31 protein-coding genes are annotated in these 24398 nt (G+C 36.2%); 24 read left to right on the top strand and 7 right to left on the bottom strand.

Going from position 1 to position 24398, the window contains the following annotated elements; translation table 11 throughout:
• Nucleotides 1-6: 6 nt before the first annotated feature.
• From AEQU1_RS10740 to AEQU1_RS10715, 6 genes are read right to left on the bottom strand one after another with little or no spacing between them, the layout of a single operon-like run.
• On the bottom strand, nt 7-741 hold the full coding sequence (locus tag AEQU1_RS10740; RefSeq protein ID WP_111881033.1) for an ABC transporter ATP-binding protein: 735 nt from the start codon (nt 739-741) through the stop codon (nt 7-9).
• Nucleotides 741-1643: an ABC transporter ATP-binding protein gene (locus tag AEQU1_RS10735; RefSeq protein ID WP_111881032.1), complete on the bottom strand. Its 903-nt coding sequence runs from the start codon at nt 1641-1643 to the stop codon at nt 741-743. Before AEQU1_RS10735 ends, AEQU1_RS10740 begins: the two co-directional genes overlap by 1 nt.
• A 17-nt stretch (nt 1644-1660) precedes the next feature.
• Nucleotides 1661-2161, bottom strand: a complete 501-nt coding sequence (locus AEQU1_RS10730) for a hypothetical protein (RefSeq protein ID WP_111881030.1) — start codon at nt 2159-2161, stop codon at nt 1661-1663.
• A 59-nt stretch (nt 2162-2220) separates the two neighbouring features.
• A complete protein-coding gene (locus AEQU1_RS10725; protein ID WP_111881029.1) occupies nt 2221-3105 on the bottom strand; it encodes an HlyD family secretion protein in 885 nt (294 codons plus the stop codon).
• Nucleotides 3106-3112: 7 nt separating this feature from the next.
• On the bottom strand, nt 3113-4375 hold the full coding sequence (locus AEQU1_RS10720) for a TolC family protein (RefSeq protein WP_111881027.1): 1263 nt from the start codon (nt 4373-4375) through the stop codon (nt 3113-3115).
• Nucleotides 4376-4377: 2 nt separating this feature from the next.
• Entirely contained in the window at nt 4378-4992 is a 615-nt protein-coding gene (locus AEQU1_RS10715) for a TetR/AcrR family transcriptional regulator (RefSeq protein ID WP_111881026.1), read from the bottom strand.
• Between the two features lie 244 nt (nt 4993-5236).
• On the opposite strand from AEQU1_RS10715, the gene AEQU1_RS10710 reads away from it, so the two are divergent.
• Nucleotides 5237-5878, top strand: a complete 642-nt coding sequence (locus AEQU1_RS10710) for a hypothetical protein (protein ID WP_111881024.1) — start codon at nt 5237-5239, stop codon at nt 5876-5878.
• Nucleotides 5879-5892: 14 nt separating this feature from the next.
• Here the strand turns inward: AEQU1_RS10710 and AEQU1_RS10705 are convergent, their stop codons facing one another.
• Nucleotides 5893-6717, bottom strand: coding sequence for a universal stress protein (locus AEQU1_RS10705; protein ID WP_111881023.1), 825 nt, complete (start codon nt 6715-6717; stop codon nt 5893-5895).
• A gap of 220 nt (nt 6718-6937) precedes the next feature.
• On the opposite strand from AEQU1_RS10705, the gene AEQU1_RS10700 reads away from it, so the two are divergent.
• The 23 genes from AEQU1_RS10700 (at nt 6938) to ric (ending at nt 24280) form a co-directional block, all read left to right on the top strand.
• Complete coding sequence (locus tag AEQU1_RS10700; RefSeq protein ID WP_111881021.1) at nt 6938-7444, top strand: cytochrome c; 507 nt, start codon at nt 6938-6940, stop codon at nt 7442-7444.
• Between the two features lie 70 nt (nt 7445-7514).
• The gene (locus AEQU1_RS10695) at nt 7515-8093 is read left to right on the top strand and encodes a fasciclin domain-containing protein (RefSeq protein WP_111881020.1); all 579 of its coding nucleotides are present in this window, start codon (nt 7515-7517) and stop codon (nt 8091-8093) included.
• 26 nt (nt 8094-8119) lie between these two features.
• Nucleotides 8120-10087 (top strand): Sec-dependent nitrous-oxide reductase, encoded by a 1968-nt coding sequence (gene nosZ, locus AEQU1_RS10690; protein ID WP_111881018.1) that lies wholly within the window; start codon nt 8120-8122, stop codon nt 10085-10087.
• 189 nt (nt 10088-10276) lie between these two features.
• Entirely contained in the window at nt 10277-10921 is a 645-nt protein-coding gene (locus AEQU1_RS10685; protein WP_111881017.1) for a hypothetical protein, read from the top strand.
• A complete protein-coding gene (locus tag AEQU1_RS10680) occupies nt 10921-11355 on the top strand; it encodes a nitrous oxide reductase accessory protein NosL (protein WP_111881015.1) in 435 nt (144 codons plus the stop codon). Before AEQU1_RS10685 ends, AEQU1_RS10680 begins: the two co-directional genes overlap by 1 nt.
• A gap of 4 nt (nt 11356-11359) precedes the next feature.
• Nucleotides 11360-11650: a cupin domain-containing protein gene (locus tag AEQU1_RS10675; RefSeq protein WP_111881014.1), complete on the top strand. Its 291-nt coding sequence runs from the start codon at nt 11360-11362 to the stop codon at nt 11648-11650.
• Between the two features lie 42 nt (nt 11651-11692).
• Nucleotides 11693-12946: a nitrous oxide reductase family maturation protein NosD gene (locus tag AEQU1_RS10670; RefSeq protein ID WP_111881012.1), complete on the top strand. Its 1254-nt coding sequence runs from the start codon at nt 11693-11695 to the stop codon at nt 12944-12946.
• The gene (locus AEQU1_RS10665; RefSeq protein ID WP_111881010.1) at nt 12933-13643 is read left to right on the top strand and encodes an ABC transporter ATP-binding protein; all 711 of its coding nucleotides are present in this window, start codon (nt 12933-12935) and stop codon (nt 13641-13643) included. Before AEQU1_RS10670 ends, AEQU1_RS10665 begins: the two co-directional genes overlap by 14 nt.
• Nucleotides 13636-14418 carry an ABC transporter permease gene (locus AEQU1_RS10660; RefSeq protein WP_111881009.1) on the top strand — a complete coding sequence of 261 codons (783 nt, stop codon included), beginning with the start codon at nt 13636-13638 and terminating at the stop codon, nt 14416-14418. Before AEQU1_RS10665 ends, AEQU1_RS10660 begins: the two co-directional genes overlap by 8 nt.
• 90 nt (nt 14419-14508) lie before the next feature.
• On the top strand, nt 14509-15114 hold the full coding sequence (locus AEQU1_RS10655) for a thioredoxin family protein (protein WP_111881007.1): 606 nt from the start codon (nt 14509-14511) through the stop codon (nt 15112-15114).
• A 55-nt stretch (nt 15115-15169) separates the two neighbouring features.
• A complete protein-coding gene (locus tag AEQU1_RS10650; RefSeq protein ID WP_111881006.1) occupies nt 15170-16438 on the top strand; it encodes an acetyl-CoA hydrolase/transferase family protein in 1269 nt (422 codons plus the stop codon).
• A gap of 81 nt (nt 16439-16519) precedes the next feature.
• Entirely contained in the window at nt 16520-16948 is a 429-nt protein-coding gene (locus tag AEQU1_RS10645) for an Rrf2 family transcriptional regulator (protein ID WP_111881004.1), read from the top strand.
• A 102-nt stretch (nt 16949-17050) separates the two neighbouring features.
• Nucleotides 17051-17485, top strand: coding sequence for an Rrf2 family transcriptional regulator (locus AEQU1_RS10640; protein WP_111881003.1), 435 nt, complete (start codon nt 17051-17053; stop codon nt 17483-17485).
• Between the two features lie 72 nt (nt 17486-17557).
• Nucleotides 17558-19366 carry a cbb3-type cytochrome c oxidase subunit I gene (locus AEQU1_RS10635; protein ID WP_258455279.1) on the top strand — a complete coding sequence of 603 codons (1809 nt, stop codon included), beginning with the start codon at nt 17558-17560 and terminating at the stop codon, nt 19364-19366.
• Between the two features lie 11 nt (nt 19367-19377).
• Complete coding sequence (locus tag AEQU1_RS10630; RefSeq protein WP_111881001.1) at nt 19378-20391, top strand: cbb3-type cytochrome c oxidase subunit II; 1014 nt, start codon at nt 19378-19380, stop codon at nt 20389-20391.
• 3 nt (nt 20392-20394) lie between these two features.
• A complete protein-coding gene (locus tag AEQU1_RS10625) occupies nt 20395-20664 on the top strand; it encodes a hypothetical protein (RefSeq protein ID WP_111880999.1) in 270 nt (89 codons plus the stop codon).
• 3 nt (nt 20665-20667) lie between these two features.
• Nucleotides 20668-21090, top strand: a complete 423-nt coding sequence (locus AEQU1_RS10620) for a cytochrome C (protein WP_111880998.1) — start codon at nt 20668-20670, stop codon at nt 21088-21090.
• A gap of 53 nt (nt 21091-21143) precedes the next feature.
• Nucleotides 21144-21440, top strand: a complete 297-nt coding sequence (locus AEQU1_RS10615) for a cupin domain-containing protein (protein WP_111880996.1) — start codon at nt 21144-21146, stop codon at nt 21438-21440.
• A gap of 54 nt (nt 21441-21494) precedes the next feature.
• Entirely contained in the window at nt 21495-21833 is a 339-nt protein-coding gene (locus AEQU1_RS10610) for a carboxymuconolactone decarboxylase family protein (protein ID WP_111880994.1), read from the top strand.
• A gap of 105 nt (nt 21834-21938) precedes the next feature.
• Nucleotides 21939-22652 carry an SDR family oxidoreductase gene (locus AEQU1_RS10605; protein WP_111880993.1) on the top strand — a complete coding sequence of 238 codons (714 nt, stop codon included), beginning with the start codon at nt 21939-21941 and terminating at the stop codon, nt 22650-22652.
• Between the two features lie 41 nt (nt 22653-22693).
• Nucleotides 22694-22984, top strand: coding sequence for a hypothetical protein (locus tag AEQU1_RS10600; RefSeq protein WP_181566754.1), 291 nt, complete (start codon nt 22694-22696; stop codon nt 22982-22984).
• Between the two features lie 4 nt (nt 22985-22988).
• A complete protein-coding gene (locus tag AEQU1_RS10595) occupies nt 22989-23453 on the top strand; it encodes a hemerythrin domain-containing protein (protein ID WP_111880991.1) in 465 nt (154 codons plus the stop codon).
• Between the two features lie 104 nt (nt 23454-23557).
• A complete protein-coding gene (gene ric / locus AEQU1_RS10590; protein ID WP_111880990.1) occupies nt 23558-24280 on the top strand; it encodes an iron-sulfur cluster repair di-iron protein in 723 nt (240 codons plus the stop codon).
• The last annotated feature ends 118 nt before the right edge of the window (nt 24281-24398 follow it).

Raw genomic sequence — 24398 nt, 5'->3', positions numbered from 1 at the left:
TTCGGTTTATTCAATATTCCTAGCAAGTTTCAAAAACACATCATTCATTGATTCAACTTTAAACTGTTCCTTCAGTTTTTTCGGTGTATCCAAAGCTTCTATTTTTCCTTCCACCATTATGGAAACGCGGTCACAATATTCAGCTTCATCCATATAGTGTGTGGTCACGAAGATGGTCGTGCCCTGGTGTGCAGCTTTATAAATCATTTCCCAAAAATGTCTTCGGGTAATGGGGTCAACGCCTCCCGTGGGTTCATCTAAAAAAACAATCTTTGGTTCGTGTAAAAGTGATACTGAAAACGATAGTTTTTGTTTCCAGCCCAAAGGCAAAGAGCCAACCAATTTATTGCTGATGTTTTCCAATCCCAATTCGGAAATTAACTGTGTTCTTTTCTCTTTGATTTTCTTTCTAGATAGCCCATAAATCCCTCCAAAAAAAGTGATATTTTCTTTAACCGTTAGATCGTCATACAATGCAAATTTCTGGCTCATGTAACCAATGTTTTTCTTTATAGATTCCGTTTGGGAATACACATCAAAACCTGCAACTTTAGCTGTGCCCGATGAAGGCTTAGAAATTCCTATTAACATTTTCATAGCAGTAGTTTTTCCGGCTCCATTTGCACCTAAAAACCCAAAAATCTCTCCTTTTTTTACTTCAAAACTAATTGCATTTACGGCTGTGAAGTCACCAAAAGTCTTGGTTAATTGATTGGCTTCTATAACATTCTCTTTTTTCATTACTTCGCTAATTCCATAAAAGCATCTTCTATATTTGCTTGGGTGGATTCTATATGAATATCTGTTAGGCCTTCTTTTTCCAAATAGGATTTTAAATCGACCACTTCAAAAGAATCTCTTTTGTCTGTATAATGCACAAATTCCCCAAACGGAAATACGCTATACAAATGTTCATAGTGCTGAAGTGCTTTAATCAATTTGTACATATTATTTGCACCAACATTGTAAATGGTTTTGGGAAATTTGCTCACAATAGCATTCGGAGTATCAATATCCAATATTTCACCATCCTGAATCAAAGCAATCCTATCACATAAGGCTGCTTCGTCCATATATGGCGTTGAAACCAATATGGTTATCCCTTTTTTCTGTAAGCGCTTTAGCATTTCCCAAAACTCTTTGCGCGAAACTGGATCTACACCCGTGGTGGGTTCATCCAAAAAAAGCACTTTCGGTTTGTGGATCAAGGCACAGCAGAGAGCAAGCTTTTGTTTCATTCCTCCAGAAAGTTTTCCTGCACGTCTATCTTTGAAAGGTGCAATTTGCACGTAAATATCTTCAATCAAATCATAGTTTTCTTCAATCGTCGTTCCGAAAATAGTGGCGAAAAACGTCAAGTTTTCCTCCACTGTCAAATCTTGATAAAGTGAAAACCGTCCTGGCATATAGCCCACTGACTTTCGTATGGCTTTATAATCCTTTACAACATCAAAACCAGCAACAGTGGCAGTACCACTATCAGGAATTAACAAAGTTGTCAAGATTCTAAAAATGGTAGTTTTCCCTCCGCCATCGGGACCAATGAGACCGAAAAGCTCACCCGGTTTCACATAAAACGAAATGTTCTGCACCGCTTTTACCTTTTTATAGGATTTGCTAATGTTGCTAAGGGAAATGCTCATTACTTCCTTAATTATTTTTATTGAAAATAGTTGTAATACCCTTCAAGATTTTCTTTGATGGTAGCGGTAACTTCAGCACCTTCGTCTATAGTTGAAACCTTTCCCAAAGCCTCAATTTTCTCAATAAGCGGATGAAGAAAAATGTGTAGATTATCGTGTGATGGACCTTCCATAGTACATTTTTTGATCACTACGTTTTTATCCTCGTTTAATTTTGAAGCCAAAGCGTGATAATCTTCCACGGTTTTTAGGTCGCTAGCTTTAATTAAGCTGAGCATTTTGTTAACCCCTTCGGTTGTTTCCAAATTAGCTTGCCATTTACTGCCGTTGTCCAATTTTATCTCGTTTATCCAAGCGTTGTTCATTGAATGCATTTCAGGGGACATTTCTTTCATTTCGTGTTCGTGAATTCCTGTTGTGGTCTCTACGGTTTCGGTATTTTCTTCTTTTTGTTTGGTTTCATTACAGCCTATTAATAATGCTGAAATGACTGCTGTTGTTAAGATTACTTTTTTCATAATTTGAAAAGTTTAAGTGTTTATTTGTTTAAAATTTTAAATGATTATTTTATTACGAACTACTCTGAAATCCACATTTCTGCGGGCATTCCAATTTTCAGGCTGCCATCGTTTTTTACAGTAATTTTTACCGCATAAACCAAGTTTACACGTTCCTCTTTAGTTTGAATTATTTTAGGTGTGAATTCTGCTGAAGCTGAAATCCAACTGATAGTTCCATTATAGTTTTTCATTTCCTCGCCGGAATCAATTTTTACAGTTACTTCTTGCCCGATTTTAATATTGGGAAGCTGCGTTTCACTTACGTAAATACGAAGTGTCATTTCTTCCAAATCAGCTATTTTGTATAGTGGTTTTCCAAAGGAAGTTATCTCATCCACTTCGGCATATTGGGTTAGTACCGTACCTTTTATGGGATTAATTATACTACTTTTTGATATTTGCTCCTCTATTTGCGCCACTTTTGCATCAATTGATTTTACCTCGTTTACGATGGGTGCATTCTGTGTTTCTACATTCTGCATTTGCTTTTTTAAAACATCAACTTGGCTGTTGGCTTGGTCCAATTGGCGTTGGGTTGCGGCATTTTCGTTGAACATATTTTGGATGCGCTGCTGTTCCGTTTTTGCTGTTTGTAATTGTTGGTTTAAAACACTTACCTGCGACCAAACTCCGCCAGATTTTGATGCTACAGTAGCTTTTGATGCCTGGAGTTGTTGTTTGTTGAGATAAAGTTGAAGTGTATCAACCAGACCTATTATTTCTCCTTTTTCCAAAACTTGACCTTCCTCTAAATTTAGAAATTCAAGTTTTCCGTTGGCTTCGGAAGAGATCGTGATCTCAGTAGCTTCAAAATTTCCGTAGCCATCTGCTTTTTCATTGTTTGAGCAAGAAAAAAGACTTCCGAGCAAACTTCCCAAAAACACTATTTTTATATGTTTCATCCTATATTTATTTAAAATCCCCTTTTATTATTCTGTGATTTGCCTTTGCAAGCGCCAGTTGGACCTTATGCAATTGTTGGTCAATTCTAGACTCGTAAAGATTGTTCAGTTCAGTTATATATTCCGAAGAAGTAATAGCACCATTCTGCAATTGGGATGTTGTGGCTTGTAAAACTTTATCGCGTAATTGAATTATTTCAACGTCATTTTGTAGCATTTCTTCATATTTTTCAATATCGTTTTCGGCTTCTTTAAGTTGTATTGAATTGTTTAACAAAAAAGTTTCTTTTTCGCTGGAAACGATTTCTTTTGAAATATCCACGGCTTGTTTTTGCTCCTTCGTTTTTCCCCAATCGAAAATATTCCAATTCAATTTCAGCCCAACCATATAAAAATCCTGAAATGAATTGTCAAGCATATTCAACCCGGGATTGCCATAACCGGCCTGCGCAAAACCAAATAATTTAGGAAAATTACTTTTAGAAATAACCTCCTTTGAAGTTTCCAATTGTGCTTCTTGCAGGTTGAAAAATTGTAGTTCGGGACGCTCAGAAACGGTTTGAGAGGAAACCAAAATTTCCGGATTGACTAAAGTAGTTTTACTGTCCAGTCTTTGTGAAAGCAGTAATGATAAATTATCCAGCGCTTTTTTTCGATCAAATTTGCTTTGTGTAAGCTGTTGCTCCAGTTTCAGCATCTCTGCTTTTAGTATCTGTTCGGAAGCGGGGAGGAGGGCGCCATATTTTACTCCGGATTTTACTTCTTTTAAGCGCGCATCCAGCTGTTCCATTTTTGAAAGGATTAATTTTTCCTGTTCTTGAAAAAGTAAAACACTGAAATAATTTTGATTAATGCGAGACTTTAAACCGTATAGATTTACGGTTATTTGTTGTTGCTGCGTTGCAAGTTCTGAGGTTTTCAGTTTTTTATTTGCGGCAATATTTCCCCCATTATAAATTAACTGGTTCGCATCCAGAGTGGCGCGATATTGGTCTTTATTTGGCGGCTCAATATTTGAATTCGGGATTTGTAAAGGAAACTCAATAATATCTGATTGATAGGTAGCTTGTGCATTAAAATCTAATTTGGGAAGTCTTTCCTTTTCGAGAATCTTAATTTCAGTGTTTGTTTTTTCACTCAATAAAACAGTTTGCTTTGCGAGAGGATAGTTTTTTTCCGCTAGAGCGTAACATTTATCTAAAGTCAATACTTGTTGGGCGGAGAGTAGTAGAGGAAAGAGAAATAAAATTATGAGTGCAATTCTTTTCATAATTATTTTTTTATGGAATTGATAATAAACTCAGAAACCTCCGTTTTGCGCTGCTCCATTAATTTTTTAAACCCCTTATCGTCAAGTTTTAAAAACCCTTTTATTAAAGGAGTGGCGACGAAGGGAAAAATATTCAACGAAATAATATTGATAAAAAGTTGTTCGCCGGCAATCGGTTTTAAAATGCCTTTTTCAACTTCAGCGGCCACTTGGGTTTTAAATTTTTCAAGACTTGGAAAACCGGCATTTTTTTGGATTTGTTCAAAAAACTTGGGATTGCGGTTCAATTCCTGAATAATAAAATTTGGCAGGTACGGATGTTTTGCAATAAACGAGATATGATTATTTGTAAAATTTTTTATTTTCTCTTCCACCGAGGAATCGTCGTTTATAATTTTGTTGAGTTGCGGTGCTAAAAGTGAAAAAGCATTGGCAAAGACAGCTTCAAAAAGTAATTGTTTGCTACGGTAATAATAATGTAGCATCGCTTTATTAATGTCGGCTTCATCTGCAATTTCCTGCATACGTGCGCCATCCATTCCTTTCTTTTGAAACACCTTTTCAGCTGCGTTCAAAATTTGTCCTTCAGTATCTTGATTTATTTTAGTTTTTGCCATTATTCAACTTTATGGTTTAACCATTTGGTTAACAAAGATACTTAAATTTTGATAATATAATTTTTTTTAAGGACCAGACTTTAAATAAGTTATAAATGATTGATAATTATCATTTTTGAAGATAATAACTTACTTTAAGTTTATGCTATCTTTTAAGTGTACTTAAAAATTTTAAAAGGTAGAAACGTATCTTTACGGCTGAAACCGATAAGGAAATTTATAATGTTCAATAATTAGTTTTAAAATGAATACTACAACAAAATTACTTTCCATAGCGGTTTTTATATTATTGCTTTCCAGTTGCTCCACGAGCCGATTGGTAGATGAATATGTAAACAGCGAAACTCCAAATTACCAAGCAAGCAAAGTTTTGGTGGTGGGACTCACTCCTGATAGCGAACTTCAACGGCAATTTGAATATAGTTTGGTAATTGCCTTGAAAGAAGAAAATGTTACTGCGGTAAAAAGTGTTGATTATTTCGGAAGCGCTTTCAGCGAGAACAATCAGTCGGAAGACAATTTAGAAAATATTGAAAAAGAACTTCTAAATGCGGGCTTTGATGCGGTTTTGTTTTCAAAAGTTACTGGACAGGAAAACAAAGTTAACATCGTGCAATCCTACCGGAATTTCACAAAATCGTTTGAGTCCTTTACCGATTATTATTATGAAAACAAACCTGTTTATGTTAGTGACCAGACTGAGAATTATGAAGTATACAATACAGAAACTTCACTTTATTGTCTCTGCCCAGGCGAGGAACGCGATTTGATATGGCGTGGAAAAATTGACATTGTAAATCCGCCGGCAGCAGCAAACACAATTCGTGATTATGTTAAAACACTGGTGCGAACGCTCAAAAAGAATAAACTTTTGATCGTAAAATAACTTTATTAAATTCCCTAATGAAGTACTAGAATAGGAATTTTGGAACCGTAACTTATTTTTGAAGTTTCTGAACCGAAAATGAAACGATCCAAAAAAGTTTTATGCTCCACAACCATTGCGTGAAGTTGAACTGGTATTAACTGCTCAAAGGCATTAATAGCCATGGACGTAGGAATATTTTTTATAGAAAAATGTTCACAACCAATTTCTTTAAAAACTTCTTCAGTATAGTTTGTTTTAGAAACCAGTTCTATATTCTCTTCCTCAATTTCTAAAATTTTCAAAGATGCTCCATATTTTTTGACTATTTCAACAACAATATCCAATGATCTTTTTGGTACATCATATTGGTAATTGAGTGATAGTAAAACTGATTTTACTTTTTCAAAAATGTAATTCTGGGGAACAGCAACAACGGGACAATCTACATTTCGGATAATTTTTAACGTATTGCTTCCAAAAATAGTTTCAGCAGCGCCCGTAGCCCCATTTGTACCCATAATTATTAGTTCAATATTATTCTTTGTAATTGCTTGGTTTACGGCATCTACAATATTGTCAAAGTCGATTTTTGGAACAAAGGTGAAATTTTCTTTAGTTGAATTCGATTCACAAAATAGAACCATTTTCTCTAGTTCCTTTTTATTGTCATTTAAAATACCATCATAAATTGTTGAACCCGGAGCCCCATAAAGCACATCTGCAGTTATATAGCCCGAGGGCTTTTGCGAATTGAGAATATGAAACGTACAGGTTTCCCCTTCAAAAAACCTCATTGCATAACGAATGGCATTTTTTGAGCTTTTTGAAAAATCTGTCGGTAAAAGTATATTTTTCATAATAAGATTTCTTCAAAAGTAATTTTTAAAAATATTTTCTAAAATGATTTTCGTCATAATCGCACTTTAGCAAAACTAAATTTTTATTGTTTGTAAAAGGTTTGTTTCAAGCTATTTAAAAATAAAGATTAAAAGATAAAAATATCCTATATATGATATAAATCATATTCTAACTTCAAGTGTAGCGCTAATTTTGTCAAGTAAAATAATTCTAACAACTATGAAAAATATAATGAAATCAATAACCGCGATAGCAATTTTAGCTTTAATAAGCTGCGGTGGTAAGGAAGAGAAAAAGAGTGAAGGTATTCAAATAGGTCAAAAACCAACCACAACAGAAACTCCGAAAGAGGAAGTAGCAGCAGCTACTTTGAAAGCTTCAGAAACAATTGACTTAACTAATAAAGGTATTGGGCCAATTAAAAATTTAGAGTTGCCAGCTACTGTTGACCAGGCAATGGCGGCCAAAGGAATGGAAGTTTACAAAAACAAATGTATGGCCTGCCATAAACCGGACAAAAAGTTTATTGGTCCCGCTCCAACTGGAGTTTTGGAAAGACGTACCCCTGAATGGATTATGAATATGATTCTAAATCCTGAGGAAATGGTGCAAAAAGATCCTATTGCAAAAGCATTATTGATGGAGTTTAACGGTTCGCCCATGGCAAATCAAAACTTGACCGAAGAAGAGGCCAGACAAGTACTTGAATATTTTAGAACACTTTAATACACACTTAAACAACCAACTTTCCTTGCAAGGTGAATAGCCTTGCAAGGTTTTAAAACCAACAAACAAGATGAAAACTATTATCAAATCCCTATTTGTACTAGGTGTTTTACTCGTGTTTTCAGCGTGTAAAAACGAACCAAAAAATGAAGCTACTGGAACAGTTTTAGAAAGCACTGAAAACAGTAATGCCGAAACTGCCAAACAAGGGCAAGCATTTATTGAAAATGATGAGTCAAAACCCAATGTACTTCAAATTGCTATAGGCTCGTCAGATCATACAACGCTTGTGGCCGCTGTTAAAGCTGCAGGCTTGGAAAATTCACTTGTAAATGCTGGACCATTGATGGTCTTTGCTCCAACAAATGCTGCTTTTGATGCGCTACCCGCTGGTACGGTTGAAAACCTATTGAAACCTGAAAACAAGGATCAACTGGCTAGCATCTTGAAAAATCATGTTACTCCGGGTAATTATTCAAAAGAATTTCTAAAGAAATTTAAAAAACTTGGTCAAGCAGGAGGAGAAAGCATTTCCGTAGAGGTAAAAGGCGAAGATGTTTATGTGGGAGGAGCTAAAATTCTTGCAAGCATTCCAGCCGGTAACGGGATTGTACACGTAGTGGATAAAGTGATATTGCCAGTAAACTAATCAATTAATTATAAAATAATAGAACAATGAAAAAAGCAATTAATATTTTGGTTTCCCTAATTATGGTCGCCGGTTTGGTGAGCTGTAACAATGACGGAAACAAAAGAGGAAACAAAGGCCAGGGTGGTTTGGCTGGCAACGCCGCTGAAAAAGTGTATGTAGCTCCAGGCGAACACGATGAGTTTTATGCTTTCGTTTCAGGGGGTTTTAGTGGACAGCTTGCTGTTTACGGATTGCCATCAGGGCGATTGTTTAAAGTGATTCCCGTATTTTCACAAGATCCTGAAAAGGCTTATGGATACAATGAAGAAAGTAAACCTATGTTAGAAACTTCTTATGGATTTGTGCCTTGGGGAGATGCGCATCACCCAGATATATCACAAACGAATGGAGAACTTGATGGACGTTGGGTTTTTATTAATGAAAACAACACCCCCCGTATTGCGCGTATTGATTTAACCACTTTTGAAACTGCAGAAATTCTTGAAGTGCCAAACAGCGCCGGGAACCACAGTTCTTCTTTCGTTACTGAAAATACGGAATATGTAGTGGCGGGAACTCGTTTCTCAGTGCCAATTCCACAGCGCGATATGCCTATTAAGGATTATAAAGGAAACTTTAAAGGAGCACTTTCATTTATAAGTGTTGCACCCGAAACAGGGCGTATGGCTATTAAATTTCAATTATTAATGCCTGGTTTTGATTATGACCTTTCGCATCCCGGTCGCGACAAATCTCACGGTTGGTTCTTCTTTACTACTTATAATACCGAAGAAGCAAACTCATTGTTGGAAGTAAACGCTTCCCAAAACGATAAAGATTTTATTGCAGCCGTAAACTGGAAGAAAATTGAAGAATATGTAAATAACGGTGGAGGAACAAAAGTTCCAGCGAAATACGCACACAATGTTTATAGTGATGAAACACATTCGGCCACTTCAACAATAATGGATGAAGTTCTTACGGTTAATCCATTGGATGTACCGGGCGCTATATTTTTCCTTCCAACGCCAAAATCACCTCACGGTTGTGATGTTGATCCAACGGGAGAGTATATTGTTGGTAACGGAAAACTTTCTGCCGATTTAACAGTGCATTCTTTCACAAAAATGCTTGCCGCTATTGAAAACAAGAAATTTGATGGAGAAGCTTACGGTATTCCAATCTTAAAATTCGAAGATGTACTTGCAGGAACTGTAAAACAAGCAGGTCTTGGTCCATTGCACACAGAGTTTGATGATAAAGGAAATGCTTATACCTCGTTCTTTATTTCTTCTGAAGTTGTAAAATGGAAATTGGGATCTTGGGAAGTTGAAGATAGACAACCCGTATTTTATTCTGTGGGACACGTAATGATTCCGGGCGGAAATTCTCGTAAGCCTTTTGGAAAATATTTGCTCTCAATGAATAAAATTACAAAAGACAGATATTTGCCAACAGGACCAGAGGTTACACAGTCTGCACAGTTGTTTGACATAAGCGGTGATAAAATGGAACTGTTATTGGATTTCCCAACCATTGGGGAGCCTCACTATGCTGCTGGTATTCCTGCAGATATAGTTGCAAAAAATTCAAAACAGATATTCAAGCTTTCTGAAAATAAACACCCTTACGCCACAATTACTGATGGTGATGCAAAAGTGGAGCGCAAAGGAAATGAAGTACATATTTATATGACCATGATTCGAAGCCACTTTAACCCAGATAATATTGAAGGTGTAAAAGTGGGCGACAAAGTGTTCTTCCACGTTACAAACCACGAACAGGATTACGATGTACCACATGGAATTAGTATGATTGGCGCTAATACTTCAGAATTGTTGATTATGCCAGGACAGACAGAAACCTTTATTTGGGAACCAAAACTTCCCGGGGTATGGCCATTTTACTGTACCGATTTCTGTTCTGCATTACACCAAGAAATGCAAGGTTATGTTCGCGTAAGCCCTGCAGGTTCTGGAACAGAGCTTAAATGGTCTTTAGGCGAAGATTAAAAGAAGTTTTTAGTGATGAAATACCTGATTAGTGATTCAGTGTATTTTCAACAAAAAGACGGGGGTTGTTGATTTCCCCCGTCTTTTAAAAGATTTTAAATTTTAGAATATAGCCGTGGGAATTATGTTCTAAAACTTTTACTCCTCCATTTCGAATATCTCACTTCCCACATCTCAAATACATTCAAAATGAAAAAAGCAGGAATAATAATGATTATTGGCTCTTTGCTGTTGTTGGGACTTTTTAAATTCCCATTGTGGAATATTATGCTCGGTGCTCCGCAATATCCGGATCCCCTTGGCATGGATATTTATATTGAAGGAATACAGGGAGTACAGGAATTTGATATCCAAAATATTGACGGTTTGAACCATTATATTGGTATGAAAACAATTCCCGAACCAAAAGATATGTGGGAATTTCAAACGTTTCCGATGGTAATTGGGGGAATGGTCGCCCTAGGTGTTCTTATTGGATTACTAGGTTTCTTCGGAAAAGTGAGTTACAAATGGTTTATTGGTTGGTTCTTGTTAATGTCCGTGCTTGGTATAATGGGAATGTACGATTTCAATTCTTGGCTTATGGAATATGGAACCGATCTAAATCCAAAAGCTATTATGAAATTGCTAAACCCAGACGGTACCCCAATGACCTACAAGCCACCACTGATGGGCTATCAAAAAATGCTTAACTTCGATGTAGATTCTTGGCCCGCAACCGGTGCATATATGATGTTTGTGGGAATGATGTTGACCATTGTCGCTTTCTTCGTCGGAAAGAAAGAATACAAGAAAGTAGTTAAAAAATCATCTTTAAAAACCGCGACTGTATAATGAAAACTTTCATCATTTTAAGTATAATAAGTACTTTGTTGGTTTCTTGCAATGTAAGCCCCCAACAAATAGCATACGGAACCGATGCCTGCCATTACTGCAATATGACTATTGTGGACAGGCAGCACGCATCACAACTTGTAACTACAAAAGGAAAAGCTTATAAATATGACGCCATAGAATGTATGGTTCATTCCTTACAGGACGAATTGAAGGACACTGAAATTGCCTTGTATTTAACTGCAGATTTCAACCAACCGGGACAATTGATGGATGCCACGATGGCTACTTATTTGGTGAGCACTCAAATTTCCAGCCCGATGGGCGCAAATCTTTCCGCTTTTGAAAATGAAACGGCCGCCCAAAATGGAAAAGAAAAATTTACAGGAGAATTGTTTTCTTGGGAAGAAATCCAAGATCATTTAAAAAAATAACACAATGTATCAAATAAACGACACCATTAAAAATCAGGCTTTCAACAAACTTCAAGTTTCAAAACTGAACGACGGCCCTGCAGAAACCCTTCTTATCAGTCTTGAAAAGGACGCCACTTTCCCCGAACATACCGCCCCGCGGGATGCACAGATAATTGTTTTGGAAGGCGAAATTAATTTTCATATTAATTCAGAAGTATATCCTATCAAAACCCATCAGGATTTTAAGTTTCCAAAAGATATTCCCCATTGGGTGAAAGCCATGGAAAATTCCAAATTTCTGATTATTCGTTAAATTCAAACGCGCACTTTTTCGTTGACTAATTTCATTATAAACTTGAAAAAAGCACTTCATATTTTCGTTTTTCTTTTGCTGCTATTTTGCACTGCAGCGGGTTGGGCTAAAACCATAACGGTTTGCAGTTCTTGTTCCGTGAAAACCATTCAGGAGGGAATTGCTCAAGCTTCGGAAGGAGATACGGTTTTGGTGAAGCAAGGAATTTATAAAGAAATAAATATTACTATAAACAAAAGCATCGTTCTTTTAGGTGAAAATCTTCCAACCATCGATGGCGAAGACAGAGGCGAAATAATAAAGATTGTGGCAGACAATGTTACTGTGGACGGTTTCAAAATTATAAACGTCGGTACCAGTTATACTGAAGATTATGCTGCGGTTCGTGTAATTAAAAGAGATGGTTTTTTAATTCAGAATTTAGAACTTGAAAAACTTTTTTTCGGCATTTATCTCGAAAAATCCAACAACGGAAAAGTACTGAACAACAAAATAAAAGGCGATGCTGTAAACGAATATAATTCCGGAAATGGTATCCAACTTTGGTACTGCAAAGGTGTTGAGGTTCGTGGAAACACAGTAGAAAACGTTCGTGACGGAATTTACTTAGAATTTTCAGACAATATATTGATAAGCCATAACCACAGTAAAAATAATCTGCGATACGGCTTGCATTTTATGTTCAGTAACCACGACATTTATGAGTATAATACTTTTGAAAATAATGGAGCAGGAGTGGCTGTTATGTTTTCAAAATTTGTAGATATGAACCATAATATTTTTAAGGAAAACTGGGGCACAACAGCATTTGGACTATTGTTAAAGGAAATAAACGACGCCAAGATTACTAATAATGTTTTTCAAGAAAACACTGTAGGCATCAATGTTGAAGGCAGTAACCGTATTGATTATTCACACAATGATTTTATTAGTAACGGTTGGGCTATAAAGGTGCGTGGCGCCTGTTATGCCAACTCGTATGTACAGAACAATTTTATGTACAACTCTTTTGATATTTCATATAACAGCGGTATAAACGACAATGTTTTCAACAGTAATTATTGGAGCAATTACGCGGGTTACGACCTTGATAAAAATGGGGTTGGCGATGTGCCGTATCGGCCTGTAAAATTATTTTCTTACATCGTAAACCGTACGCCGGAGGCCATCATTATGTTGCGCAGCCTGTTTATAGATATAATTGATTTTTCAGAAAAAGTTTCCCCTGTTTTTACTCCCGATAATTTAGTGGACGAACATCCAAAAATGAGAAAGATAAACCATGATAGAAGTTAAGGAACTGTACAAAAAATTTGGAAAAAACGAAGTGCTCAAGGGCATCGACCTTTCCATAAACCGTGGCGGTATTTTTTCAGTACTGGGACCAAACGGTTCTGGAAAGACCACGCTTATAAAGTGTATTTTGGGAATGGTTTTACAAGATTCTGGACAGATTTCCATCAATGGGAAACCGCTGAAAAACAATTTTAAATACCGACAAGAAATCGATTATTTGCCTCAAATAGCAAACTTCCCTGGAAACTTAAAAGTGAGCGAACTTATTGCGATGATAAAGGATTTACGCGATTCAAAAGCCACTAAGGATGAAGAATTAATAGCACTTTTTAAACTCCAGCCTTTTCTCAATAAAAAACTGGCGAACCTTTCCGGGGGAACCAAACAGAAAGTAAACTTGGTGCTAACTTTTATGTTTGACAGTCCACTGTTGATTTTGGACGAACCTACAAATGGGTTGGATCCAATCTCACATTTGCGGTTGAAAAATTTGATCAATTCTGAAAGGGAAAAAGGAAAGACTATTCTTATCACTTCCCATATTTTGAGTTTTGTAGAAGAAATTTCTGATGAAATCGTTTTCCTTTTGGAAGGAAAGATCTATTTCAAGGGAAGCATTTCAGAATTGAAAAAGAAAACGGAACAACCCGATTTTGAACACGCCATAGCCTCCATTTTATCCTCAAGTTATGTTTAAAATATTAAAGTATAGTTTTTACGATTTAGTACGCAGCCGCTGGAGTTACGTCTATTTTTTATTCTATTTGCTATTGGGCGCCGTACTGTTGTTTTTGAACAACGACCTTTCTAAAGCAGTCATCACTTTAATGAACGTAATTATTATTTTGGTACCGCTTATTGGGACTATATTTGGAGTGATGTATTACTACAATTCCCGTGAATTTACCGAACTACTCTTGGCGCAACCCGTAAAACGAAGTTCTATCTTTTTAGGGCAGTATTTTGGGGTGGCTACATCGCTTTCAATGAGTTTGGTTATTGGCCTGGGAATCCCTTTTATTTTTTATGGAATTTTCAATAGTAATGCCATTTGGGATTTTTCCCTTTTACTGGTTACGGGTGCATTTTTGACCTTTATTTTTACGGCACTAGCTTTTGTAATTGCACTTTCCAATGAAAATAGGATTAAAGGTTTTGGCTATGCCATTTTACTTTGGCTGTTTATGGCGGTAATTTATGACGGTATCTTTTTGATGTCGTTGCTCTATTTTGAAGAGTATCCCTTGGACAAATTTTCACTTTTGGCAACGATGCTTAACCCCATTGATTTGTCGCGGGTAATGATTCTATTAAAACTTGATATTTCAGCACTTTTGGGCTATACGGGAGCAGTTTTTCAAAAATTCTTCGGAACTAATTTTGGATTAATTCTATCGTCTGGCATATTAATTCTTTGGGTTTTGGTACCAACCTTCTTTATTTGGCGAATTGCGAAGCGGAAAGATTTTTAAGATTGTCGCATTATCCTTCACTGACTATTACCATTCAAGCTTTGTAATGAAATATATAATTTTACAACTAAATGTACAAAAGAAAATAGTATGAAGAAGTTGATTGAAATGAACCTTTTAAAAGCAATGGATTACAGTCAGTATAACTTGCTTTTTAAACAATTAGTGGAAGAGGGCAGAACGACTGGAGAACAAACTCCCGAAAAAATAAATTACACAAAGCTCAATTTCAGTCGTACCAAAAGGCTGGATAAAACTGCTGAAATTTCTGTTAATAACATTGAGGCTTTTAAAAGTGTTTCCGAAAAACAAACTTGGCTCGTAATCAGTGAACCTTGGTGTGGTGATGCTTCGCAAACGCTTCCTTTTTTGAATAAAATCGCACAATTTTCAAAGAATATTGATCTAAAAATTGTTCTTCGCGATGAAAATCTTCCATTGATGGATTCTTTTTTAACAAACGGTTCACGTTCCATTCCTGTAATTATCATGTTGGATGAGGATTTAAATGTGCTTCAAACTTTTGGTCCCCGTTCCAAAGCTGCAACAAAATTAATAAACGATTATATAAACCAGCATGGAAAGATTGATGATGTCTTGAAAGAGATGCTTCAAACGTGGTATAATAAAGATAAAGGAGTTTCTATAGTTAATGAACTTTCAAAAATGGTTGGTTCATTAAAAGACACTTTGTGATAATTATCATTTTCATTCTTTTTTAAATTACCGAATTTCGTGTAAAATTAAAATTATGCAAATTGTTTCTGCCGAAGAGGCTGTATCTATAGTAAAATCTAATAATCGGGTGTTTTTTCAGGGTGCTGCAATGACACCTAGTTTATTAATAGACAAGTTATGTGAAAGATATCGCGAACTTGAAAATATTGATATCATTCAAATCCATACCCACGGTGAGGCCAAATATACTCATGCGCCATACAATGATACTTTCAAACTATCTAGTTGCTTTGTAGGTGATAACGTTCGCAAGGGTGTGAATACGATTCACGGTGATTATATTCCAGTTTTTCTAAGTGAAATCCATTGGCTTTTTAGAAGAAATATTCTTCCGTTAGACGTTGCTTTCATTCAGGTTTCACCACCAGATAAACATGGTTACTGCTCGCTGGGTGTTTCACTGGATGTTACTTTGCCCGCTATTGAAACCGCAAAAAAAGTAGTGGCGCAAATAAATCCACAAGTTCCTAGAACTCATGGCGATGGCATTATTCATATAAAAAATATTGACTTTGCAGTAGAAGTAAATGAGCCTATTCACGCTTCCCTATTGGGAACACCTACAGAGGTTGAAGCCACGATTGGTAAGCACGTAGCGGGTTTGGTAGAAGATGGCGCTACTTTACAAATGGGTATTGGCAATATTCCCAATGCTGTACTTCACAATTTGTACAATCATAAAAGATTGGGAATCCATACTGAAATGTTTAGCGACGGCATTCTTCCTTTGGTAGAAAAAGGAATTATTACTGGTGAAGACAAAGTTATAAAAACGGGAAAAATAGTAACCTGTTTTGCGATGGGCACTCAAAAATTATACGATTTTATCGATGATAACCCAATCGTGCATTTCAAGGAGGCGGCTTATACAAATGATACTGCAATCATTCGCAGAAACCCCAAAGTAACGGCGATAAACAGTGCTATTGAAATTGACTTAACGGGTCAGGTGTGTGCCGATAGTATTGGAATGTTTCAATATTCAGGCGTAGGTGGGCAAATGGATTTTATTCGCGGCGCCTCACTCTCAGAAGGTGGAAAACCAATAATAGCAATGCCCTCTGTGACTAATAAAGGTATTTCTAAAATCACTCCATTTTTAAAAGAAGGTGCAAGTGTTACAACAACCCGCGCGCATGTTCATTTTATTGTTACAGAATACGGAGTGGTGAATCTTTTTGGAAAAGGATTAGAACAACGAGCCAAAGCATTAATATCCATTGCACATCCCGACCATCGTGAAGCTTTGGAAATTGAAGCCCGAAAAAGATTTAATAATTAATCCTATTTAAAGAAGATTTTATAGGATAATCTAGTCTTTAAATAGTCGTGTGAATGTTTACTTTTAAATAAAACAAAAAATATGTTTTCAAAAGCATGTGAATACGGCATAAGGGCCGTTCTTTTTATAGCACAACAATCGCAACAGAATTTGCGTCCAAATATTACAGAAATAGCAAAAGCAGTAGATTCTCCCGAACCATTTACAGCAAAAGTTTGCCAGCAGTTGGCAAGGGAAAATATGATACGTTCCAGAAAAGGACCAAATGGCGGATTTTATTTGGAGAAGGATTCTACCTTAAAATTGGCTGAAATTGTTGCAGTGATTGATGGTGATGCTATTTTTAATGGCTGTGGACTGGGGCTTCGCGAATGTTCTTCGGAAAAACCATGTCCTGTACACGATCAATTTCAGGAAGTTCGTATTGGGTTAAAAAAAATGTGCGAAAATACTACAATACTTCAGCTTGCCGATAAACTTCAGAAAGGGGAAACATTTTTAAAACTATAATTCTTCAATAAATAGGTCTGAAAAATTAAATGAATTTTTTATTTCTGATAATTTTATCAGAAATAGGATTTTTGTATATCTTTGCAGCGTTAAAAACAAATTATGTTTTCAAAAGCATGCCAATATGGGATAAAAGCTTCGGTGTATATTGCATCGCAGTCGTCTATGGGCAATCGTGTCAGTTTAAAGGAAATAGCTTCAAGCATAAAATCTCCTGAGGCATTTACTGCCAAAATTCTGCACCAGTTGGCCAAGCAGAACATACTGACATCGCTTAAAGGGCCAACTGGCGGTTTTGAAATCCCAAAGGGCAGGGCAGAAAAAATTAATTTAAGCAATATAGTTGCAGCAATTGATGGGGATTCAATTTACAATGGTTGCGCTCTTGGATTTGACCGTTGCGATTCGCAAAAACCTTGTCCTATGCACAATAAATTTGTTGATATTAGAGATAATCTTAAAATAATGTTAGAAAACACAAGTCTTTATGAATTAGCAAATGGACTAGATGTGGGAATGTCCTTTTTGAGGAGATAATTTTTTTTATCTATTTCTGACAATTTTGTCAGAAATTTTAAAATATAAATTTAAAGCAAATATTATATACAAATGAGAAAAAAGAATTGGTCAATGCTATTGATTCTAGGTTGGATTCCCCAATTTATGATGTCGCAGAACACAAATATTTCAACAGAAAATTGGTTGTCAAGTCCTGGTATTATTGGCACTTTCGTATTAATTGCTATTGTGATGGTAGTTGCGGTTATAATCCTATTGGTGAAACTAAATGGCTATATAGACACGCTGAAGCGTAAACAGCATAATAAAAACAAAATGGCTTTCGATGACGAGATTATTGCAATGGATAAAGGAGAAATTGATTTTATTCTCGAAAAAAGAAAAGCCGCTCTTACCTATAAATTGTCCGGAGACGAATTGGGAGGTGAGAACGAGGCGGAAGATGAAAAGGGATTAATACATCGTATTGACAATAAGCCTAACAATGCTTTTTTTGATGAAAAAAAGAAAACAACGCTTAGCATTGAAACTCCAGAAGCGTTAAAGAAAATTGTAATTTATTATATAGGGGCCGCCGCCTTTTGGTTGGTTTTGGGAACTTTTATTGGGCAATATCTGGGAATGAAATTTCTATGGCCAGAAATGGATCATCAATCTTGGCTTTCCTTTGGTAGGTTGCGACCCGTTCATACAAATATGGTCTTTTGGGGATGGTCCTCGCTCGCCATGATTGGATTGGGTTATTTCGTTATTGCGAGAACGTCCAATACAGTAATTCACAGTCCAAAATTAGCTTGGACGGGATGGTTTCTTATTAATGCGACTATAACATTGGGAAGCTTGAGCCTAATGGCGGGTATCAATAATGGAGGCGGGGAGTATCGCGAATATATCTGGCCCATTATGCTGCTTTTTGCAATTGCTTTGATCATCACATTTTTCAATTTCTACAAAACAGTTGCAAAGCGTAAAATTTCAGAAATATATATATCAAATTGGTTTATTCTCGCTGCATTAATCTGGACTATAGTTTTGGCAATCATTGGTTATTTGCCATTTTATCAAGACGGTCTGGGAGAAACTGTGATTCAAGGATATTATATGCACCAAGGGGTGGGAATGTGGTTTATGACCTTTACATTAGGTCTAGTTTATTACTATTTACCTTCATCTCTAAACAAACCGATTTATTCCTATTCCTTGGGCGTACTTGCATTCTGGACACAAATGCTGTTTTACACTATGATAGGCACGCACCACTTCGTTTTTAGTCCGTTGCCTTGGTGGCTACAAACAGTTGCAATTGTTTTCAGTGCAGGAATGGCAATTCCAGTTATTGCGGGAACCACAAATTTCTTTATGACAATGCGAGGTAGTTGGAGTCATATTTCCAAGAGTTATGTGCTGCCATTCTTTTTGGTTGGAACCATCTTTTACTTCGTTGGCTCTATGCAAGGGAGTCTGCAGGCCTTTCGTTTTACCAATTATGTTTGGCACTTTACAGATTTCAATGTGGCGCACAGCCATATGACGATGTATGGAATTATAGCCTTCTTTTTATGGGCTTCCATTTATGCCATTTTACCAAAAATAACAGGAAAGGAACCGCCACAAGTTTTGGTTGGGGCACATTTCTGGTTGGCGTTTATAGGGCTTTTTGCTTATATGGTTTCACTTATGGCAGGCGGAACTTATAAAGGGCTTAGCTGGATAGAAGGAAATGCATTTATTGAATCGGTGATTCTTATGCGGCCTTATTGGGTATGGCGCGCCATTGGTGGTTCTTTAATGTTCATATCGCATCTTGTTTTTGTCTATAATTTCTATTATATGGTAAAAAATTATAGAAAAGTAGAAACCGAAGTTAAGTTAAAAGAAGTAGAGAAAATAACTGTTTAATAAGATTAAAAATGCTCAATTTTCATAAAGAACATAAAAATTTAGTACTCACAGCGGGAGTTGTGTTTATAGCCTTGAGTATAATGGTAGCGATACTTCCTGCATATCAGATGCAGGAAACTCAACCTATTCCAAACCAAAAACCATTAACGGCAAATGAACAGGAAGGGTTACGAATCTATGTTTCAGAAAACTGTATGGCATGCCATACGCAACAGGTCCGGAATATTGAGATGGATAATATGTGGGGAAATCGCCCCTCAATTCCATCAGATTATTTTTTCAGCAAGCAACGCTTGGATGTTTGGCGACAATCGCCTTCACTTTTGGGAAGCGAACGTACAGGTCCAGACCTTACTAATATTGGAAAACGCCAACCAAGTGATGATTGGCATTTCTTACATTTGTACAATCCAAGAGCAGTGGTTTCAGAATCTGTTATGCCATCATACCCTTGGTTATTTCGGGAAGTGGATAGTACCTTGGTAGGGGAAAATGACAAAATCGTTGCCGTTCCGAAAGAATATTTTAATAACCCAGGAACAAAAATTGTTGCAACAAAAGATGCCCTGCTATTGGTAGAATATTTAAAATCCCTAAAACAAATGGAGCTACCTGGGGGTAATGTCAGTGATTTTATTCCCGCATTACGGAAAATTCAGGAAGAGGGAATGCGAAGCGATAAAGCGAGTGGTGGTCTTGATGGTGCTAATCTGTTTAAACAAACCTGCGCTGCTTGTCACCAAGATAATGGAAAAGGTATTGCTGGCGCATTTCCTCCCTTGGCAGGCAGTAAAATTGTAAATGATGAAAGCCCAGAAATGCTCATAAAAATTATCCTACAAGGCTATGATGCCCGAGCTGATTATGGCGTAATGCCACCCTTTGGAGACCAATTGAGCGATGCAGAAATTGCAGCCATAACTACCCATGAGCGTAGCAGTTGGGGTAATAATGCACCAGCCGTGAAAGAAGAAGATGTGAAGAAAATTAGAGAAATGGTAAAGAACGAATTAAATCAATAAAAGATGAAAAAGATATTATCAGTTTTTACAATCTTATTTTTTTTAGGGAATCAGCTAAGTTGGGCTTGTGATCTATGTAAAAAAAATCAGCCAGCGGGCTTTGAGAATATAACACACGGCTCCGGTCCTTCGGGACCTATGGATTATATAATTATATGGTCTGGTGTGGTAATAGTGGTTGCTACTTTATTTTTAAGTATCAAATATTTAATAAAACCCAAAGAAGGCAATCCAGATCATATAAAAAATATCGTTAAAAATGAAGGATTTTAAATTATGGAAGATAATAGAATCATAAAAGTTTTTTTGGATGAAGATCCAAAGCCATTTGCCTCTTTTGCTCCACCTGTAAAAGTTGTTTTGGATACAACCAAAATTTCCGACGGTAAACACACTTTAAAAATTGTAGCAAAGTCCTCTAACGGAATTGAAGGTATTCGCGAAGTTCCTTTCGTAGTGCGCAACGGTCCTTCTATTTCCATAGTGGGCTTAAAGGATAATGAAACGGTAGACACCCAAGTACCTTTAATAATCAATGCTTACGGAAGTGAAACAAAAGATTTTTTTGTTATAAAAGGTTCTGAAACTCCAAAAGCAATTCCAGCCTGGGTTTGGGCATTGTTGATTGCCTTTTTCGCTTTCGGATTGTTCTACCTAATTATGTATTGGAGTCCAGAATTGTATAAATCTTTTTTTTAAACAATGATTATAGCGTAAGAGAAGTATATAATAAAATTTGAAACTTAATTAGTATGGAAAATTCAAATAATCCAGAAATGACAACCTTAAGTGTTGGCGAGATTTTTAAAACACTTAACATAATAGCAAAATCTGGGATGGAAATGCCACTGCACCATAGCACAAAAGAAGCTGTGATAGTAGTATTAAAAGGTGAAGCTGTTTTAAAAATGCAAGACAAAAATCACACACTTTCATCGGGCACAACTTTTATAATTCCTGCAATGGTTAAACATAGTTTAAAAATCAATAAAGACTTTCACGCAATTGCAATAATGGAAAATACTTCAACTATAGAATTTAAAAGTTAAGAGACTTTTAACGTGAATCTCCTTTAAAGATTGATAATTTTAAAGAACACAATTATGGAAAATACAAATATGTTTCCCGATACAACACGTGAATTGGCAGAGAAAAAAGCAGCGCTAGCACCCCAAAATATTGAGGCTTGGCGAAACTTCAGTAAAACAGTTTTTCAAGCAGGAGCTTTGGATGAAAAAACGAAACAGCTCATTGCAGTTGCAGTGGCACATGTTACACAATGCCCTTACTGCATTCGCGCACACACGCCACAAGCCATGCGCAAAGGCGCAAGCAAAGAAGAAATAATGGAAGCTATCTGGGTAGCCTCAGAAATGCGAGCGGGAGCCGCTTATGCCCACGCCACACTTGCAATGGAGGAAATGGAAAAGCATAATAAATAGATATTTTTGTGTAAAATTCCAAAGGAAGAAATTGAAAATATTTGAAATTCTGAAACCGATTGGCAATTGGTTTTAGAAAAGAATTAGGAAGTTATAATCCAAAAAATGAATATTTTAAATAGAACAGTAATCGTTACCGGTGCTAGCAGTGGTTTGGGAGCAGCCATTTCCAAAGCTTTGGTTGCAGAAGGCGCAAAGGTTTATGGGCTTGCACGAAATAATGATAAACTTCAAGAACTTCAAAAAAGTATTGGAAGCAATTTCATTCCTGTTCAGCTAGATATTTCTGACGAAAAAGATGTACAAAATTGGCTTGCCGAAACTTTTTCCGAAGAAATAGCACCAGATATTTTAATAAACAACGCAGGTGCAGGTTTCTTTGGTAAAATAGATGAAATGCCTTCAGAAGAATGGTATAGAATGATAAATACCAATTTGAATGGAATGTATTGCATCACATCGGAAGCCGTAAAATTTATGAAAGCAAAAAGTGAGAGCTCCCATATAATAAATATTGGTTCTATACTTGGAATAACAACAAGAGCAGAAAGTGCTGCCTATTCTGCCACAAAATATGGTATAAGTGGCTTTAGTGAAGCACTTTTTAAAGAATTGCGGGAATATAATATCAAGGTAACCTGTTTAAATCCTGGTTCCATTGATACTTCTTTTTTTAAAAGCTCCGGAATTAAATCTCATAGCAATATGTTGCAGACAAAAGATATTGCTTCAACATTATTACATATTCTGAAGACACCAGACAATATGTTGATAAGCGAAATAACCGTAAGACCATTAAATCCGATAGCACTGGAATGATTGTGTTTTAGAAAAATAAACTGATTTTTAATTCAAATGAAATGGACTATATTCATCGTTTATTGAAATTTTTCAGAAAAGAACCGAAAGAGTTGCTTTTAGAAGAAGTTGGCGAAAACTGCCCTTTTTGTTGGGGTTATCAAGAATATGATCAGAAAACTCGCGTAATGTCCAAGGACAAACAAATAGACGTAAAGAACCATCGCGATAAACATGTTAAAGTGGGAAAATTTATGGTGGAACACGTAGACGGATTTAAAAACAAAAAGAGAATAATTGAGCGTTGTCCCGAGTGTGGAGGCAAGCGAATAAAATATATTGAAACATCCTAAATCTATGGAAAAGAAAAAACCTTTAAAACGTCACAAAGCATTACAAGCCTTAAGCCGGCAACATCATTTTGGGTTACTTTTCAGTTGGAAACTGCGAAAAGGTTTCAATAAAAATATTGAAATAGAAAGACTAAGCGAATATGCAAAATGGTTTTTTCAGCATGAAATAAAGCCACATTTCAGTGATGAAGAAAAATATGTTTTTCCAATTCTCGGAAAAGATAATGTATTAATAGAGCGTGCATTAAAGGAGCACCGCCGTATAAAACGTCTTTTTAATGACTCGAGAAATCCTGATAAATCGCTTAGCCGTTTAGAGGAAGAACTGGATGCGCACATTCGGTTTGAGGAACGCATTCTTTTCAACGAAATACAAAAAGTTGCCACGGAAGAACAACTTGAAAAAATTGAGGAAATACACCTTCACCTTGGGAAAACACCAGATTATCACGATCCATTTTGGGAATAATTTATTAAAATAAGATAAATAAATCCTTTTATGATTTAGGTCATATTTTAAAGGCATCGTTTTTTTTTAAATTTGCTTCATATTATTTTTAAAACTTCAGAAAAATGACAACACTTCAAGAACGTACCGTGGCAGACGTGGTTACCGAAAACATAAAAGCCGCCCATATATTTAAAAAATACGGAATAGATTTCTGCTGTGGCGGTGGAATAAGTATTAAAAGAGCCTGCGAAAAGGCGAAAATTAATCCAGATATCTTGGAAACTGAACTTTTAAGTTTGGATAGTGTGCCAGATCGCGCTTCAGATTACAACAGTTGGAAGCTTGATTTTCTTACAGATCATATTATTAATCTACACCACGGTTACGTTGAAGAAAGCAGTCCATTACTTCTTCAGTATTCCAAAAGGGTGAATCACGTTCATGGCCACCATTATACTGAGTTGGGTGAAATAGAAATTTTAGTGAAAAAAGTAGTGCAGACATTGGCGGCACATATGAAAAAGGAAGAATTAATTCTTTTTCCCTTCATTAAAAAATTAGTAAAAGCAGAGCGCGAAGGCAGTGAAATTCCCTCAATACATTTTGGAACTGTTGAAAACCCCATTAAAATGATGGAAGAAGAGCACGAAGAAGCCGGCGAGATATTACGTAGAATAGCTGTGCTCAGCAACAATTTTACTCCACCTCAAGGCGCTTGTAATACGTATCGTGCATTTTATTCAAAACTGGATGAATTTGAACAGGATTTGCACCAACACGTGCATTTAGAAAACAATATCCTTTTCCCAAAGGCTTTGAATTTAGAAAAGATATTGAAAAATTAATTGAACTGATACAAATAACAAAGGCCCCAAATCTTGTATTTTTTTTGATTGGTTTATACAACAGTTCGGAAGAATGGCAATTATGAATGTTTATAGCCAAATTCCGGACTGTTTTTTT

Source organism: Aequorivita sp. CIP111184, assembly GCF_900489465.1.
Lineage (GTDB): Bacteria > Bacteroidota > Bacteroidia > Flavobacteriales > Flavobacteriaceae > Aequorivita.
Note: the sequence above shows the minus strand (reverse complement) of the source record. Positions and strands in the feature narration are given on the sequence as shown.